The sequence below is a fragment of the Streptomyces sp. NPDC037100 genome (assembly GCF_055606225.1).
Window position 1 is genome coordinate 414,203 of sequence record NZ_JBVJSX010000004.1, and the last position, 15,984, is coordinate 430,186.

The 15,984-nt window shown below is 71.7% G+C and carries 13 protein-coding genes; 4 read left to right on the plus strand and 9 right to left on the minus strand.

Annotation, left to right across the window (positions count from 1 at the left end; translation table 11 throughout):
• Nucleotides 1-836 precede the first annotated feature (836 nt).
• Nucleotides 837-1,529: a metal-dependent transcriptional regulator gene (locus tag ACZ7EG_RS16130; RefSeq protein WP_471078117.1), complete on the minus strand. Its 693-nt coding sequence runs from the start codon at nucleotides 1,527-1,529 to the stop codon at nucleotides 837-839.
• 271 nt (nucleotides 1,530-1,800) lie between these two features.
• Between ACZ7EG_RS16130 and ACZ7EG_RS16135 the strand changes: the two genes are divergently transcribed.
• On the plus strand, nucleotides 1,801-2,556 hold the full coding sequence (locus ACZ7EG_RS16135) for an SIS domain-containing protein (protein ID WP_471078120.1): 756 nt from the start codon (nucleotides 1,801-1,803) through the stop codon (nucleotides 2,554-2,556).
• 348 nt (nucleotides 2,557-2,904) lie between these two features.
• On the opposite strand, the gene ACZ7EG_RS16140 is transcribed toward ACZ7EG_RS16135, so the two are convergent.
• The gene (locus tag ACZ7EG_RS16140; protein WP_471078123.1) at nucleotides 2,905-4,302 is read right to left on the minus strand and encodes a PAS domain-containing protein; all 1,398 of its coding nucleotides are present in this window, start codon (nucleotides 4,300-4,302) and stop codon (nucleotides 2,905-2,907) included.
• A gap of 753 nt (nucleotides 4,303-5,055) precedes the next feature.
• On the opposite strand from ACZ7EG_RS16140, the gene iscB reads away from it, so the two are divergent.
• The gene (gene iscB, locus ACZ7EG_RS16145; RefSeq protein ID WP_471078126.1) at nucleotides 5,056-6,405 is read left to right on the plus strand and encodes an RNA-guided endonuclease IscB; all 1,350 of its coding nucleotides are present in this window, start codon (nucleotides 5,056-5,058) and stop codon (nucleotides 6,403-6,405) included.
• A gap of 268 nt (nucleotides 6,406-6,673) precedes the next feature.
• Complete coding sequence (locus ACZ7EG_RS16150) at nucleotides 6,674-7,183, plus strand: HIT family protein (RefSeq protein ID WP_471078129.1); 510 nt, start codon at nucleotides 6,674-6,676, stop codon at nucleotides 7,181-7,183.
• A gap of 18 nt (nucleotides 7,184-7,201) precedes the next feature.
• Here ACZ7EG_RS16150 and ACZ7EG_RS16155 read toward each other — a convergent pair whose 3' ends face one another.
• A complete protein-coding gene (locus tag ACZ7EG_RS16155) occupies nucleotides 7,202-8,302 on the minus strand; it encodes a citrate synthase 2 (protein ID WP_471078132.1) in 1,101 nt (366 codons plus the stop codon).
• Between the two features lie 285 nt (nucleotides 8,303-8,587).
• Between ACZ7EG_RS16155 and pdxH the strand changes: the two genes are divergently transcribed.
• Entirely contained in the window at nucleotides 8,588-9,256 is a 669-nt protein-coding gene (gene pdxH / locus ACZ7EG_RS16160) for a pyridoxamine 5'-phosphate oxidase (protein ID WP_104788647.1), read from the plus strand.
• Nucleotides 9,257-9,269: 13 nt separating this feature from the next.
• Here pdxH and ACZ7EG_RS16165 read toward each other — a convergent pair whose 3' ends face one another.
• The 6 genes from ACZ7EG_RS16165 to ACZ7EG_RS16190 form a co-directional block, all read right to left on the minus strand.
• Nucleotides 9,270-9,851, minus strand: coding sequence for a hypothetical protein (locus tag ACZ7EG_RS16165; RefSeq protein WP_471078135.1), 582 nt, complete (start codon nucleotides 9,849-9,851; stop codon nucleotides 9,270-9,272).
• Nucleotides 9,852-9,987: 136 nt separating this feature from the next.
• Nucleotides 9,988-10,599, minus strand: coding sequence for a TetR/AcrR family transcriptional regulator (locus tag ACZ7EG_RS16170; protein WP_471078138.1), 612 nt, complete (start codon nucleotides 10,597-10,599; stop codon nucleotides 9,988-9,990).
• Complete coding sequence (locus ACZ7EG_RS16175; RefSeq protein ID WP_471078141.1) at nucleotides 10,587-11,321, minus strand: enoyl-CoA hydratase family protein; 735 nt, start codon at nucleotides 11,319-11,321, stop codon at nucleotides 10,587-10,589. Before ACZ7EG_RS16175 ends, ACZ7EG_RS16170 begins: the two co-directional genes overlap by 13 nt.
• On the minus strand, nucleotides 11,318-12,922 hold the full coding sequence (locus tag ACZ7EG_RS16180; RefSeq protein WP_471078144.1) for a 4-coumarate--CoA ligase family protein: 1,605 nt from the start codon (nucleotides 12,920-12,922) through the stop codon (nucleotides 11,318-11,320). The genes ACZ7EG_RS16175 and ACZ7EG_RS16180 overlap by 4 nt, the downstream gene beginning before the upstream one ends.
• A gap of 38 nt (nucleotides 12,923-12,960) precedes the next feature.
• The gene (locus ACZ7EG_RS16185; RefSeq protein WP_471078147.1) at nucleotides 12,961-14,082 is read right to left on the minus strand and encodes an acyl-CoA dehydrogenase family protein; all 1,122 of its coding nucleotides are present in this window, start codon (nucleotides 14,080-14,082) and stop codon (nucleotides 12,961-12,963) included.
• Nucleotides 14,083-14,137: 55 nt separating this feature from the next.
• Nucleotides 14,138-15,982, minus strand: coding sequence for an acetyl/propionyl/methylcrotonyl-CoA carboxylase subunit alpha (locus tag ACZ7EG_RS16190; protein WP_471078150.1), 1,845 nt, complete (start codon nucleotides 15,980-15,982; stop codon nucleotides 14,138-14,140).
• Nucleotides 15,983-15,984 lie beyond the last annotated feature (2 nt).

Here is a 15,984-nt window from a genome sequence, read left to right on the forward strand (position 1 = left end):
GGCGGACCGCTCGGGGAAACCGGTCCGAGGGGAATGACCCTGAGAGCTCGGGGCTCCGGGTCAGCACGGGGGAGGACAGGCCCCGGCGCCATACGGCGCCGGGGCCCTCCGCGTCTTCACGGCACATCCTCCTGCCCCCTCCCCGGCCGGGCGGCATCACTGTCGAGCCGCGACCAAGAGCCCCTCAGGTCATATGCCTCACGCGACAGCGTCGCACGGGAAGCGGACGAGCGCTGCGATTCTGCGGACTGGACGCCGGATTCGGTCCGGATCACGCCAAGCGATCACCGACGCCAAGGACCGCATGCGCCACGGGAGTTGGCGGACGCCGACCGCTCCGCGGGGAGCAGGTGGCACCGGAGCGCGTCGACTTGGAGCCGGTGAGCCCGGAGCCGGTGGGCCCGGAGCCGGTGGGCCGGAGCCGGTGAGCCCGAAGTCGGTGAGCCGGAGCCGGTGAGCCCGAGCCGGTGAGCCCGAGCCGGTGAGCCCGAAGTCGGTGAGCCCGAGCCGGTGAGCCCGAGCCGGTGAGCCCGAAGTCGGTGAGCCGGAGCCGGTGAGCCCGAGCCGGTGAGCCGGAGCCGGTGAGCCGGAGCCGGTGAGCCCGAGCCGGTGAGCCCGAAGTCGGTGAGCCGGAGCCGGTGAGCCCGAGCCGGTGAGCCCGAAGTCGGTGAGCCGGAGCCGGTGAGCCCGAGCCGGTGAGCCCGAGCCGGTGAGCCCGAGCCGGTGAGCCGGAGCCGGTGGGCCGGAGTCAGCGGGCTCGAAGCCGAAGCCGACGGGCCGGAGCCGGTGGCGCGGAGTCAGCGGGCTCGAAGCCAACCGGCCCGGAACACCTCCGCTCAGGGCTTGGCGACGAACACGTGGGAGGCGATGTCCGACTCCAGCTCGGCCGCCTCGCCGCCGCTGCCCACCAGCACCCCGCCCGCCGACTCGGTCACACTCACCACCGAGCCGGGCTGCACGCCCGCGCGCCGCAGCGTGTACATCAGCTGCGCGTCCGTCTGGATGGGCTCGCCGATCCGGCGCACCACGACCGTCTTGCCCTCCGTGCCCGGGTCGAGGCTGGCCAGCGACACCATGCCCTCGTCCAGGAACGGGTCGGCACCGTCCTTCTCGCCCAGCTCCTCCAGACCCGGGATCGGGTTGCCGTACGGCGACTCCGTCGGGTGCCGCAGCAGCTCCAGGACGCGGCGCTCCACGGCCTCGCTCATCACGTGCTCCCAGCGGCACGCCTCCGCGTGGACCTGCTCCCACTCCAGTCCGATCACGTCGACGAGCAGACACTCGGCGAGGCGGTGCTTGCGCATCACGCGCGTGGCCAGCCGGCGCCCCTCGTCGGTCAGCTCCAGATGCCGGTCGCTGGCGACGGACACCAGGCCGTCGCGCTCCATCCGCGCCACGGTCTGGCTGACGGTCGGCCCGCTCTGGTCCAACCGCTCGGCGATACGGGCGCGCATGGGGACCACACCCTCTTCCTCCAGCTCGAGGATGGTGCGGAGATACATCTCCGTGGTGTCGATCAGTCCGGACATACGTGCCCCTCGAATGAGATCTGCCGGAGGCTGGACGGCTCACCGGCGTGTGCGCTGGCCCTGAACCCAATTCTGCCGGATACCACCGACAACCGTGCCGCGGGAGGCGAAGCGGAGGATTACCCGGCCGCGCGCAAGGGTACGGACTTCTCCTTCGGGGACGTCCCGGCGCTCGGCGCACGGCACGCACGGCCGTATTGACACCGCACTGGTCCAGACCGCACCGTGATGCGCGACACAAGCCGCCGAGGCCTGCTTGAAGGGACCCCGTATGAGCGACCGCGCGCCGGCCGGCCAGTTCCTCGACGCCGCGATCGGCCTGTTGCGGCGGCTCCGCGACGAGGAGACCGACGGCATCACCGCGGCCGGGACGCTCCTCGCCGACACCGTCGCGGCCGGCGGCCGGCTCTTCGCCTTCGGCGCCGGACACTCCTCCCTCGCCGCGCAGGACCTCGTCTACCGCGCCGGCGGCCTCGCGCTGATGAACCTGCTCGCCGTGCCCGGTGTCGTCGGCGTCGACGTCATGCCCGCGCCGCTCGGCTCCGCCCTGGAACGCGTCGACGGCCTCGCGAGCGCCGTCCTCGACACCTCCCCGCTCCGCGAGGGCGACGCCCTGCTGATCATCTCCCTGTCCGGGCGCAACGCCCTGCCCGTGGAGATGGCCATGAACGCCCGCGCCCTGGGCGTGAAGGTCATCGGCGTGACGTCGGTGGCCTACGCCTCGGAAACGAAGTCCCGGCACGCCTCCGGCACGTATCTGAAGGACCACTGCGACCTCGTCCTCGACTCGAAGATCGCGGTCGGCGACGCGGAACTCACCCACGACGACATCCCGGCCCCCTTCGCCCCGGCCTCGACGGTCGTCACCTCGGCCCTCCTCCAGGCCGTCATGGCGACGACCGCCACCACCCTCGCCGACCGCGGCATCGAACCGCCCCTGCTGCGCTCCGGGAACGTCGACGGCGGCCACGACTGGAACGCGCGAGTGATGGAGCAGTACCGCGACCGCATCTTCTACCGGCACTGAAGAGGGCAGCGCGCCAGGTCCACGTCTGTCGTCCACCGGCACCGCAGAGGGCAGCGCGCCAGGTCCACGTCTGTCGTCCACCGGCACCGCAGAGGGCAGCGCGCCAGGTCCACGTCTGTCGTCCACCGGCACCGCAGAGGGCAGCGCGCCAGGTCCACGTCTGTCGTCCACCGGCACCGGAAAAGGGACAGCAGACCGGATCCGTCCGCCACCGGGCCCGCGGCGGGCGCTTCTCACACCCCGCCCGACAGCCCGCTCACTCCCCGCCCGGCAGCCCGCTCACGCCCCGCCCGACAGCCCGCTCACTCCCCGCCCGGCAGCCCGCTCACTCCCCGCCCGGCAACCCGCTCATTCCCCGCCCGACAACCCCGCCAGATCCAGCGCCGCCGCGATCCGCACCGCCACGTCCTCCGCGTACATCGCGTCGGACCGCTCGAAGGCGCTGCGGCCCGCGCCCCGCAGGAACGTCACGACCCCCAGGGTCCGGCCCCGGCTGCGCAGCACCGCGCACAGGGCGTGCACCGCGTCCGGCGGCCACTGGCGTGCCAGGGCCCACTCACGGGCCGCCTCGGGCGGGGCCGCGCCCGCACTCGCCCGCAGGGCTCCCACGCGCTCCACACACTGCAGCGCCGGGTGCCCCTCGGCGTAGCGAACGGGCAGGCCCGCCCGGTCGGCCAGCTTGCTCGGCCCCGGCGCACCGGACGGTGTGGCGGCCACCCGGACCAGCCGGACCGGCCCCTCCGCCTCCCCGTCGGCCAGGGCGCCCCCGGCCACCCGGTCGATCAGCGCGTGGTCGGCGAAACCGGCCAGGGCGAAGTCCAGGTGGACCGTCGCCGCCTCGGCCGGGTCCTCACACTCCGCCGCCGCCCGCGACGCCCGGTGCAGCTGCTGCGTACGGAACCGCAGCAGGGACGCCTCCTGCTCGGCCTGCTTGGCCTCCGTCACGTCCTGGAACAACCAGCCCACACCCAGCGGAACCGGCTCCTCCGCGAGCGGCGAGGCCAGCCGCAGGAATCCGCTGCGCCAGCACCGCCGCTTCTCGCCCTCCTTGGCGCGCACGCTCACCCACACCTCGGCGGGCGCCGGCGGCGCACCCTCCGCCAGCACGTGCTGCAGCGCGCTCTCCAGCTCCTCCACGCCCTGCGACAGCAATTCACCGAGCGGCCGTCCCAGCACCGACGTACGGCCCGTGCCCAGCGCCCGGGCCGCGTGCGCGTTCACCACGGCCGGCCGCAGGTCGACGTCGACCAGCACGACACCCCAGCTGGCGTCCTCGAACAGCGCCTCGCTCAGCGCGATCGACCGCTCCAGATCGATCTGCGTGTGCACCTCGCTGAACGCGCAGTACACACCCGCCGGCTTCCCGTCGGGCCCGCGGACCGCGGCGGACTGCGTGCGCACCAGGACCCGTCCGCCGTCCTTCGTCAGCAGGGCGAACTCGTGCACCTGCCGCCCCGGCGCGTGCATCACCGACAGCAGCCGCCCCTCGACCTCCTCGGCGTCCGCGGTGCGCACGGCCCACCCGGCCAGCCCGCGCCGCCCCACCGCTTCGTCGGCGCTCCAGCCGAGAATCCGCTCGGCCTCACGGTTCCAGTGCGTCACGACCCCGTCGGCGTCGAACGCGCACAGCGCCGCGTCCATCCCGTCCAGCAAGGCGGCAAGCAGGTCCTGACCATCCGAACCGTCCCGCTCGGGCTCCTCCGGCCCCAGCTCGTCGGTGGTCCCACTACGCCGGGAAGCACTCACCTGGACCCCCTGCAGGCTGCGTCCGTACGTCCGGCACGTCGGTTCGCTCCTTGCCATCATTCAACTGGAACGTGACCCAGCGCACACCGAGTTCCCACAACATTGAAGGAATCGTTGTACGGGGGCAATCCCCACGTCAACGGCCCGGAGACGGCCCGGTCGCTCGATCTCCATACAGGCGCTGGGCGGCGGGATCCCGAAGGGCGCGGCGTCAGGCGAACCATCCCGGAGCAGCAGAGGGTTCGACCACGCCTTCAGGAAACCGATCGCAATCGCACGAATGAGCGCATTGCAGGCTGTACGGCACGGCCCAGGCTGCTCCGGCCACTACTTTCAGTCGCGTACACGAGATGGGAGGTCACTCGCTCCCCGGTCGCCAGGCCGTCGGGTGACCAGCCCCAGTCATCACGATCCGACGGATCAGGGAGGTGCAACCCGATGACTACGTTTCCTGTGGGCGAGCAGACCCACCAGGCTGTGCTTCCTCAGCAGCCTGCTCTGGAATCCGTGGGAGCAGACACCCCTGGGAGCAGGGATGAAACGGCTCACGGACACTCCGCCGCCGCGTGGAGCACCGGCAGGAAACATGGGCGAGGGGAGACCGGCGGGCGCGGCATCGCGTCCGGCCGGCGTCACGCCAGAAGCGCCGTTCCGGCGGCGCAGGAGGCAGAGACCGGGAGTGGTGACACTCCCACATCGGAGCAGGACGACTGTTCCTACAGAGGCGGGATCGGTGCGAGCAGGGTCCTCGTATTGGCGCGGGGCGGACAGCCCCTTATGCCCTGCCATCCCGCCCGCGCCCGCGCCTTGTTGCGCAAGGGGCGGGCCGTGGTCGTTCGGCAGGCGCCGTTCGTGATCCGCCTGAAGGACCGTACTCGCGACGCGTCAGCAGTCGAGGGCGTGCAGTTGCGCATCGATCCCGGCTCCAAGGGCACCGGCCTCGTCCTCACCGACGAAAAGGAGTTGGGCGATCACGGCGCTCTGGTCACCGTCAGACGTGGCTTGGTATCCGTCGGCCTGCAGCACCGCGGCGACCAGATCCGCGCCGGCATGCGTCAGCGCGCCGGCTACCGCCGCCGCAGACGCAAGGCCAATCTGCGCTATCGGGCAGCACGCGCGCACAATCGTGCTCGCCGGACGGGCTGGCTGCCGCCCTCCGTTCGCCATCGCGTCGACACGACCTTCTCGCTGGCCGACCGGCTGTGCCGCCAGGCGCCCGTGGTGGAGATCCACGTGGAACGCGTTGCCTTCGACACCCACTCGCTGAGCGTCGGCAAGTGCTTGCAGGGAATCGAACACCAACGAGGCCCTCTGGCCGGGACCACCGCACGAGGGCATGTGCGCGCCAGATGGGACGGCGCCTGCGCGTACTGTGGCGTCTCCGGTATGCCCCTGAATGTGGAGCACCTCAGGCCACGCAGTCGAGGAGGATCGCACCGGATCGCCAACCTCGTCCTGGCCTGCGCTCCGTGCAACAGGGCCAAAGGCAGCAAGCCGGTCGGGGCCTTCCTGGCGGATCGCGCCGATCGTCTCGCGGTGATCCTTCCCCAACTGAGGGCACCGCTGGATGATGCCGCCACCATGAACACCACCCGCTGGCAACTCACAGATGCGATGTCCGCCCTGGGTAAACCCGTACATGTCTGGGCCGGCGGGCTTACGGCGGCAAACCGGCTCGCCATGGGGTTGGCCAAGACACACACCATGGATGCCCTGTGCGTCGGGCCTCTTGATCACGCGTCGGGCGACCGGATCGTGAGGTATCCCGCTCATGTGCTGACGGCAAGGGCCACGGGCCGCGGCTCTTACGCCCGCACCACCCCGGACAGCCACGGATTCCCTCGTCTGCTGAGGACTCGTGCCAAGCAGCACTTCGGATACATCACCGGCGACCTCGTGCGTGCCGTAGTGCCGCGAGGCACATGGTCAGGGACATGGACCGGGAGGGTTTCGGTGCGCGCCAGGGGACAGCACAGCGTCACCACACCCGTGGGCCGGATCAACGTCTCCCACCGGTATCTGCGGCTGCTGCAGCGGGGTGACGGATACGAGTGGGGCATCCGACCAGAACCGTCACAGTCAACGTCTCGAAAAATGGGTTGATCGGTGAGCGGGCGCTTCCTAGTGTGTGGCTCACACCGAAAGGAGGTGATCCGGCAGATGTATGAATCCCGGACGCGTGAGGTGGCTGCGGGCTAGCGGCCCGTCACCACACACAGTGCGGTGCCGGACCAGCGCGTGATCGAAACGCGCAGCCGGCCCAATCTCCAGCAGTCACCCGACCCGCGAGTCGCCGGTACGTCCGGCCGGCTCCTCTCCGGAGGAACCAGACTCGCGGGTCGTCTGCGTTTTTCTTAGGTGCCCGGGGGCGATGACGGTGCGTGGGTGGCGCGAGGACCGGATCGGGAGCGCCCTGCGGGGTGAGAACCCGGCCGTGATGCGGAGGCTGGACTCCGGGTTCGCGGTGATCGGTGATGTGCAGTTCCTGCCCGGCTATTCGCTGCTGCTGGCCGATGATCCCGCGGTGCAGCGGTTGTCCGAGCTGTCGCGGAGCGCGCGGCTGGCGTTCCTCGCCGACATGGACCGGCTGGGGGAAGCCGTCGAGCGGGCCTGCCGGCGGGTGGAGTCGGGGTTCCGGCGGGTCAATCTGGAGATTCTCGGGAACGCCGACGGGTTCCTGCACGCGCATGTGTGGCCCCGGTACGAGTGGGAGCCCGAGGAGCTGGTGCGGTTGCCGGTGTGGCTGTATCCGCGGGCGATGTGGCGCGAGGAGCGGTATGCGCTCGGGCCCGCGCACGACCGGCTGCGGGGGGCCATCGGGGAGGAGTTGGACCGGCTCGCGGGCGGGGGCGTGCCGACGGCCTCACCCGGGGTCGGGTGAGGCCGTGAGGGGGGCGGGTCAGTGGGCGATGTCCTCGTAGCCCTCGATCTCTCGGGGGTTGCGGGTGCCCGGGCCCACGTAGCGGGCCGAGGGGCGGACCAGGCGGCCCGTGCGCTTCTGCTCCAGGATGTGGGCGGACCAGCCTGCCGTGCGGGCGCAGGTGAACATGGACGTGAACATGTGGGCCGGGACCTCGGCGAAGTCCAGGACGATGGCCGCCCAGAACTCGACGTTCGTGGCGAGGACGCGGTCGGGGCGGCGGGCGTGGAGTTCCGCGAGGGCCGCCTTCTCCAGGGCCTCGGCGACCTCGAAGCGGGGGGCTCCGAGCTCGCGGGCGGTGCGGCGCAGGACCCTCGCCCTCGGGTCCTCGGCGCGGTAGACGCGGTGGCCGAAGCCCATGAGGCGTTCGCCCTTGTCGAGCGCGTTCTTCACGTAGGCCTCCGCGTCGCCCGTGCGCTCGATCTCCTCGATCATGCCGAGGACGCGGGAGGGCGCTCCGCCGTGGAGCGGGCCGGACATCGCGCCCACCGCGCCGGAGAGCGCCGCTGCCACGTCCGCGCCGGTCGAGGCGATCACGCGGGCCGTGAACGTGGAGGCGTTCATGCCGTGCTCCGCGGCGCTCGTCCAGTACGCGTCCACGGCCGCCACGTGCTTGGGGTCGGGCTCGCCGCGCCAGCGGATCATGAAGCGTTCGACGACGGACTGGGCCTTGTCGATCTCGCGCTGCGGGACCATCGGCAGGCCTTGGCCGCGGGCGGACTGGGCGACGTAGGAGAGGGCCATGACGGCTGCTCGGGCCAGGTCTTCCCGGGCCTCTTCGGCGTCGATGTCGAGGAGGGGTTTGAGGCCCCAGACGGGCGCCAGCATGGCCAGGGCGGACTGGACGTCCACGCGGATGTCGCCGGAGTGCACGGGGATGGGGAACGGCTCGGCGGGGGGCAGGCCGGGATTGAAGGCGCCGTCGACGAGCAGGCCCCAGACGTTGCCGAACGAGACGTGGCCGACGAGGTCCTCGATGTCGACGCCGCGGTACCGGAGCGCGCCGCCCTCCTTGTCGGGTTCGGCGATCTCCGTCTCGAACGCGACGACTCCCTCGAGCCCGGGTACGAAGTCGGACATCAGGCGGCTCCTCGTGATGTAAGCGACAGATGGTGTTGATGTGGGGTGGGGCGAACGAACCATGTGTCAGTCAGCTGGCGAAGCGGGCACCGTCCAGCGGATCCACGGTCGTGCACGGCGACTCGCGGTCCTGGCCGGTTGCCCCTGTGATGCCCCGTACGGCAGGCGGTCACCCAACCGCAACGGCACGGAAACGATATCCCCGAGTGCCACGCTTGGGGAGGGTTCACGGCACTCAGTGCCATGCAGTGACGAAGGACACCGTCCGTACGGCAAGATGACCGGGTGACCGACCGCGACGACGTCCCCTTCGATCTGGCCTCGATGCGCAAGCAGTACCGGGCCGACGGGCTCTCCGAGACCGACCTGGCCGCGACGCCCGTCGAGCAGTTCGCGCGCTGGTTCAAGCAGGCCGCGACGGACGGCGGGCTGTTCGAGCCGAACGCCATGATCGTGTCGACGGCCGACGCCGAGGGGCGGACGAGCGCCCGTACGGTGCTGCTGAAGCACTTCGACGAGCAGGGTTTCGTCTTCTACACGAACTACGACTCCCGCAAGGCGCGTGACCTGGCGGAGAACCCGTACGTCTCGCTGCTGTTCCCCTGGCACCCGATGGCCCGGCAGGTCATCGTGACCGGGGTCGCCCGGCGCACCGGCCGGGACGAGACGGCGGCGTACTTCCGCACCCGTCCGCACGGCTCGCAGCTGGGGGCGTGGGCCAGCGCCCAGTCCTCGGTGATCTCCACCCGGGCCGACATCGACGCCGCGTACGCCGAGCTGGCCGCCCGCTACCCGGAGGGCGAGCAGGTGCCGGTGCCCCCGCACTGGGGTGGTTTCCGGGTGGCTCCGCAGGCGGTGGAGTTCTGGCAGGGGCGGGAGAACCGGTTGCACGACCGGTTGCGGTACGTGGAGCGGCCGGACGGGAGCTGGCGGGTGGAGCGGCTCAGCCCCTGAGGCCTGCCGAGGCTCAGAGTTTTCCCCAGACGTAGGCCGTGCGGTGGCCGTCGAGCAGTTCGGCGAGACCGGAGCGGAACTCGGGGGTGAGCTCCGGCCAGTTCCAGAACTGCAGACCGAGGTGGGCGAAGGCGAAGTAGTCGTCGCTCCAGTTCCAGTCCGGCAGCGGGATCTCCTGGGTGCAGGCCGGGCAGGGGACGTGCGCCGCTCCTGAGTCGTGCCAGGTGCCGATGGCCTCGCTGAACGGTGCCCACGCCGCGTCGATCACCTCCCAGTTCTCGTCGGCGAGCCGTGTCGTCGCCGAGCAGCGGGGACAGCTCACCGCCTCGAAGCCGCCCTGGCCACCGTGGAAGACCGTGCGGCCGATGTGGACGGCGAGCCCGTCGGACGGCTCCCAGCGCGCGTCCCCCTCCGCCACGGCACGCGACCAGTGCGGCCCCGGCGGATGCCCCAGCGGCTGTCCCAGGACGCAGCCGGTGCGCTCGGCGAGGACGACACCCTCGGCGACGAGCCGGTCGACCACACGCCGGGCGAGCTCCGGTGCCTCGTCGGCGCCCGCGTCACGGTCCACGATCGTCTGGAAGTGATCACCCATGCCGGAACGGTAGGCCCCGGCACTGACATTGATGCTGATACTCGGGTTCCGGTGGTCGTGACCCGGGCACTGACTGACGCCCTGCTGGGCTGTCTTCGCGTTGTTCTGTCCGGCCGTCGGGTCCTGTTCAACGCCCTCAGCCCAGCGTCTCGTCCAGCAGCCCCGCCCACTGGGCCACGACCCGTTCCCGGCGGGCCGCGTCGTCGGTGAGGAGGTTGGCGAGGCCCAGGCCGCGGGCCATGTCGAGGAGGCCCTGGACGGTTTCGCGGACGCCGGGGAGGGATTCGTCGGCGGCGAGGAGGTCGACGGCTATGCGGTGGGTCTCGCGGCCGACGCGGGATTCGAGTTCGGTGACGCGGGGCCGGAGCTGCTCCTCGTTGGAGGCGGCGACCCAGAGGTGGAGGGCGGCGCGGAAGAGCGGCCCGGTGTAGAGGTCGACGAGGGCGGCGACGACGGCGTGGCGGTCGCCGGCCGCGCCCTCGGGGAACAGGGCGCGCAGGGCCGTGGAGCGTTCCTCGGCGACGTATTCGACGGCCGCGGTGAAGAGGTCCTCGCGGGTGGGGAAGTGGTGCTGGGCGGCGCCTCGGGAGACGCCGGCGCGTTCGGCGACCACGGAGACGGTGGATCCCGCCCAGCCGTGTTCGGCGAGGCAGGACACGGCGGCTTCGAGGAGCCGCTGCCGGGTGGCCCGGCTGCGGTCCTGCTTGGGGACTCTCTCCGCACGGTCGACCGTGCTCACACCACCCATGCCGGATCCCGTCGTTCGAGGAAGGCCGTCATCCCCTCGCGGGCCTGCGGGGAGGAGAAGAGCCGGGCCGAGAGCGCGGTCAGGTCGGCGGCGTCCCGGTCGAAGGCTTCCAGCACCCTAGCCGTGAGCAGCCGTTTGGTCTCGGCCAGGGCCTCGGGGGCCGAGCGGCGCAGGCCATCCAGGATGGGGGCCAGTGCCGTGTCGACGTCGTCGGCATGGGTGGTGAGCAGGCCCGTTGCGGTTGCTTCCGCCGCGTCGAAGCGTTCGCCCGTGAGGTAGTGGCGGGCGAGGGCGCGGGGGTTCGTGCGGGGCAGGAGCGGGAGGGAGATGACGGCGGGGGCCACTCCGATGCGGACTTCCGTGAAGGCGAAGGTGGCTTCCGTGGCGGCGGCCGCGATGTCGCAGGCGGCCAGGAGGCCGAGGCCGCCCGCGCGGACGTGGCCGGTGACCCGGGCGACGACCGGCTTGGGCAGCTCGACGATCTGCCGCAGCAGGGCGACCAGCGCCTCGGGCGGGGGCGGGTCCTTGAGGTCGGCGCCCGCGCTGAAGGTGTTGCCGGTGTGGGTGAGGACGATCGCGCGGACGGCGGTGTCCTTGCCGGCGTCGGTGAGCGCGTCGGCCAGCTCGCCGACCAGGGCCGCCGAGAGGGCGTTGCGGTTGTGCGGCGAGTCGAGGGACAGGGTGTCCACGGCACGTGCGTGGGTGCGGGCGATCAGCGTCATGCCTTCTCCCTGAGCTGTCGGCGGAGGATCTTGCCGGAGGCCGCGCGGGGGACGCCGACGATGAAGGTGACGTGGCGTATCCGCTTGTAGGGGGCGACGCGTTCGGCGACGTACATCATGATCTCCGCCTCGGTGAGGTCCGCGGCGGACGGCCGGCGGACCACGTAGGCGTGCGGGGCCTCGTTGCCGTTGTCGTCGTACCTGCCGATGACGGCGGCGTCGGCGATGCCCGGGTGGGTGAGGAGGAGGGCCTCCAGCTCGGCGGGGGCCACCTGGAAGCCCTTGTACTTGATGAGTTCCTTGACCCGGTCGACGACGAACAGCCAGCTTCCCCCACTCTCGGCTCCGCTCGAGGGGGAGGTGCCCCCACCGTCGACGTGGCCGACGTCGCCGGTGTGCAGCCAGCCGTCGGCGTCGATCATCGCGGTGGTGGCGTCGGGGCGGCCGAGGTAGCCCTTCATGATCTGGGGGCCGCGGATGAGGATCTCGCCGGATTCACCGATGGGGAGGTCCTTGCCGGGGTCGTCGAGGGAGACGATGCGCATCTCGGTGCCGGCGATGAGCTTGCCGACGGTTCCGGGCGGGGCGTCGTTCATGGCGTCCAGGGGGACGACATGGGTGCCGGGTGACAGTTCCGTCATGCCGTAGGCCTGGCCGACGGGCGGCAGGCCGAGGCGCTGGGAGCAGGCCGCGGCGAGACGGGCGTCCAGCGGTGCGGCGGCGCTGATGATGTATTTCAGGGACGACAGGTCGTACCGGGCGACTGCCGGGTGCTTGGCGAGGGCCAGGACGATCGGCGGGGCCACGTAGAGGGCCGTGATGCGGTGGTTCTGGACGGCCGCGAGGTACTGCTCCAGGTCGAAGCGGGGCAGGACGACGACGGTGGCGCCCTGCCGCAGGGGTGCGTTCATCAGCGCCGTGAGGCCGTATATGTGGAAGAAGGGAAGAACCGCCAGGACTCGGTCTCCCGGGCCCGCGGGTATCGCCGGCTGGAGTTGCGCGAGGTTGGTGGCGATCTGCCGGTGCGTGAGCATCACGCCCTTGGGGATGCCGGTGGTCCCGGAGGAGTACGGCAGGGCGGCGACGTCCTCGGCGGGGTCGATGGCGATCTGCGGCTCGGGAGCCGTGGAGGCCAGCATGTCGATGAGGGAGCGGTGGCCGCTCGCGCTGTCGCACACGAAGATCTCGCGTACGCCGCCCGCGATTTCGGCGGCCCGGCGGGCGACGTCCAGCAGCGGTGAGACGGTGACGATCCAGCGCGCCGCCGAGTCCCGCAGCTGGTTCGCGAACTCGTCGGCGGTGGCGAGCGGGTGCACGGTGGTGACGGTGGCACCCGCGCGCGTGGCCCCGTAGAAGGCCGTCGGGAAAGCGATGGTGTTGGGGCTGTGCAGGGCGAGGACGTCGCCCTTGCGGATCCCGGCCTCGGCGAGGGCGGCTGCGACGCGCCGGTGGAAGCGGTCGACCTGCTCGTAGGTGAGGGTGGTGCCGTCGGTGCCGTCGATCAGCGCCGGGATGTCGCCGAACTCGGCGGCCCGGCCCAGGACGGCGTCGTGGATGGGCAGTTCGACGGGCTGGACGTCTGCGTACTCGCTGCGGAACATGGCTGGTTCCTCCTCGCGCGCGGGCCGTCTCAGGGTCCTCAGTACGACTTGGGCAGGCCCAGGGTCTGGTGGGAGACGTAGTTGAGAATCATCTCCCGGCTCACCGGGGCGATACGAGCCACGCGCGAGGCCGTTATCAGGCGGGCCAGGCCGTACTCGCGGGTGAGGCCGTTGCCGCCGAGGGTGTGCACGGCCTGGTCGACGGCCTTCACGCAGGCTTCCCCGGCGGCGTACTTGGCCATGTTGGCGGCCTCTCCGGCGCCCGTGTCGTCGCCCGCGTCGTAGAGGGCGGCGGCCTTCTGCATCATCAGGCGGGCGAGTTCGAGGTCGATGTGCGCTTGGGCGAGGGGGTGGGCGATGGCCTGGTGGGCGCCGATGGGGGTGTTCCAGACGGTGCGGTCGCGGGCGTACTCGACGGCTCCCGCGAGGGCGTGGCGGCCCATGCCGATCGCGAAGGCGGCGGTCATGATGCGTTCGGGGTTGAGGCCGGCGAAGAGCTGGAGGAGGCCTGCGTCCTCGTCGCCGACCAGGGCGTCGGCGGGCAGCCGTACGTCGTCCAGGACCAGTTCGAACTGCTTCTCCGCGGCGCTCAGTTCCATGTCGATGGGGCGGCGGGTGAAGCCGGGGGTGTCGCGCGGGACGATGAAGAGGCAGGGCTTGAGGCGGCCGGTGCGGGCGTCTTCGGTGCGGCCGACGACGAGGGTCGCGTCGGCGATGTCCACGCCGGAGATGAAGACCTTGCGGCCGGTGAGGAGCCAGTCGGTGCCGTCTTTGCGTGCCGTGGTGGTGATGCGGTGGGAGTTGGAGCCGGCGTCGGGTTCGGTGATGCCGAAGGCCATGAGGCGGCTGCCGTCGGCGAGCCCGGGGAGCCACTGCTGTTTTTGGGCGGCTGTGCCGAAGCGGGCTGTCACGGTGCCGCAGATGGCCGGTGAGACGATCAGCATGAGGAGGGGGCAGCCGGCTGCGCCCAGCTCTTCGAGGACGATGGAGAGTTCGGAGATGCCGCCGCCTCCGCCTCCGTATTGCTCGGGAAGGTTGACTCCGAGGTAGCCGAGTTTGCCTGCCTCGGACCAGAGTTGGGTGGGGTCGCTGCCGCGGCCGTGACGTTTGCCGAGGGCGGCTACGGCTTCTCGCAGGGCTTTGTGGTCTTCGGTGTCCATGGGGATCCTTTCGCGTGCGGGCTCGTCGTGGCTGATCGCGCAGTTCCCCGCGCCCCTAAGGGGTCTGTGTCACCACTGCCAGGAGCGCGCCCGGTTCCACCTGTTGTCCGGGTACGACCGGCAGAGCCGCCAGCGTTCCCGTCACCGGGGCCGTGATCTTGTGCTGCATCTTCATCGCCTCCAGCCAGAGCAGGGTCTCGCCCGCCTGCACGGACGCCCCTGCCGTCAGTCCGTCGGCGACTCGGACGACCGTGCCCGGCATCGGTGCCAGGAGGGAGCCCGGGGCGTGCTGGGTGGTGGGGTCGGGGAAGCGGGGCAGGGCGGTCAGAGTGGTGGTGTTGACGTGGATCCGGTCGCCGTAGCGGGAGACCTCGTACTTCCTCTCCACCCCGTCCACTTCGAGGATCACGAGGTGCGCGTCCGTGTACACCACCCGCACCCCGTCCGCCTCCGGGCCCTGCCGGGTGTGCCGGTAGCGGGCCTCGTGCTCCTCGCCCGCCATCACGTACCGCCTGGTCTGCGGCTGTGAGGGGACGTTGCGCCAGCCGCCGAAGCGGGAGCGGCCGTGGGCGTCGGCGAGGGCGGCGGCCAGCGGGGCGTGCGGGTCCACGGACGGCTCGGTCAGCTCCGGGAGGTGGCGGTCGTAGAAGCCGGTGTCCATGCGGGCCGCGGTGAACTCGGGGTGGCGCAGGGAGCGGACCAGGAGGTCGCGGTTGGTGACGGGGCCGTGGATCACCGCGCGTTCCAGGGCGGCGGCGAGCCTGCGGACGGCCTCCGGGCGGGTGGGGGCATGGGCCACGACCTTGGCGAGCATGGGGTCGTAGTGGACGCCGATCTCGTCGCCGTCCGTGTACCCGGTGTCCAGGCGGACGGACCCGGGAACGCCCAGGCGGTGCAGGGTGCCGGTCTGCGGGGACCAGTCGCGGGCCGGGTCCTCGGCGTACAGGCGGGCCTCGACGGCGTGACCACGCGCGCGTGGCGGGTCGGTCGCGAGGGGGTGTCCCTCGGCGATCCGGATCTGCTCCGCGACCAGGTCGATGCCGAACACGGCCTCGGTGACCGGGTGTTCGACCTGGAGGCGGGTGTTCATCTCCAGGAAGTGCGCCCTGCCGTCGGCGACGAGGAACTCGACCGTGCCGGCGCCCACGTAGTCCACGGCCCGGGCGGCCCGTACGGCGAGGGCACGGACCTCCTCGTCGAGCTCCCGGGACAGGCCGGGGGCCGGGGCCTCCTCGATCACCTTCTGGTGGCGGCGCTGCAGGGAGCAGTCGCGGGTGCCGAGGGGCCAGACCGTGCCGTGGGTGTCGGCGAGGATCTGCACCTCGACGTGCCGGCCGTTCTCCACGTACGGCTCGACGAAGACCTCACCGTCGCCGAAGGCGCTCGCGGCCTCGGCCCGTGCGGTGGCCAGCTCGGCTTCCAGGTCGGCGAGTCGGCGTACGACCCGCATGCCGCGGCCACCGCCACCGGCCGCCGCCTTCACCAGCACGGGCAGGTCGGCCTCGGTGACGTCGCCGAGGGGGCGGATGCCCATGAGCTGTTTGGCGTGGGTCTTGGACGCCATGGCCTCGATGGCCTGCGGGGGCGGGCCGATCCAGCGCAGGCCCGCGTCCAGGACGGCCCGGGCGAAGTCGGCGTTCTCGGAGAGGAAGCCGTAGCCGGGGTGCACGGCGTCCGCCCCGGCGGCGAGGGCGGCTTTCACGATCAGGTCGCCGCGCAGATAGGTGTCGGCGGGCGCCTCCCCAGGGAGTCGTACGCTCGTGTCGGCCACGCGCGCGTGCAGGGCGTTCGCGTCGGCGTCCGAGTGCACGGCGACGGTACGGATGCCCAGGTCGTGGCAGGTGCGGAAGACGCGGCAGGCGATCTCGCCCCGGCCCGCGACCAGCACTGAAGTGATCACTG

Excerpts from the sequence above, each read along its gene's own strand:
- ACZ7EG_RS16130 (WP_471078117.1), bottom strand. The coding sequence starts at position 1,529 with ATGTCCGGACTGATCGACACCACGGAGATGTATCTCCGCACCATCCTC.
- ACZ7EG_RS16135 (WP_471078120.1), top strand. The coding sequence starts at position 1,801 with ATGAGCGACCGCGCGCCGGCCGGCCAGTTCCTCGACGCCGCGATCGGC.
- ACZ7EG_RS16175 (WP_471078141.1), bottom strand. The coding sequence starts at position 11,321 with ATGACGCTGATCGCCCGCACCCACGCACGTGCCGTGGACACCCTGTCC.
- ACZ7EG_RS16180 (WP_471078144.1), bottom strand. The coding sequence starts at position 12,922 with ATGTTCCGCAGCGAGTACGCAGACGTCCAGCCCGTCGAACTGCCCATC.
- ACZ7EG_RS16165 (WP_471078135.1), bottom strand. The coding sequence starts at position 9,851 with ATGGGTGATCACTTCCAGACGATCGTGGACCGTGACGCGGGCGCCGAC.
- ACZ7EG_RS16150 (WP_471078129.1), top strand. The coding sequence starts at position 6,674 with ATGACGGTGCGTGGGTGGCGCGAGGACCGGATCGGGAGCGCCCTGCGG.
- ACZ7EG_RS16170 (WP_471078138.1), bottom strand. The coding sequence starts at position 10,599 with ATGGGTGGTGTGAGCACGGTCGACCGTGCGGAGAGAGTCCCCAAGCAG.
- ACZ7EG_RS16155 (WP_471078132.1), bottom strand. The coding sequence starts at position 8,302 with ATGTCCGACTTCGTACCCGGGCTCGAGGGAGTCGTCGCGTTCGAGACG.
- ACZ7EG_RS16185 (WP_471078147.1), bottom strand. The coding sequence starts at position 14,082 with ATGGACACCGAAGACCACAAAGCCCTGCGAGAAGCCGTAGCCGCCCTC.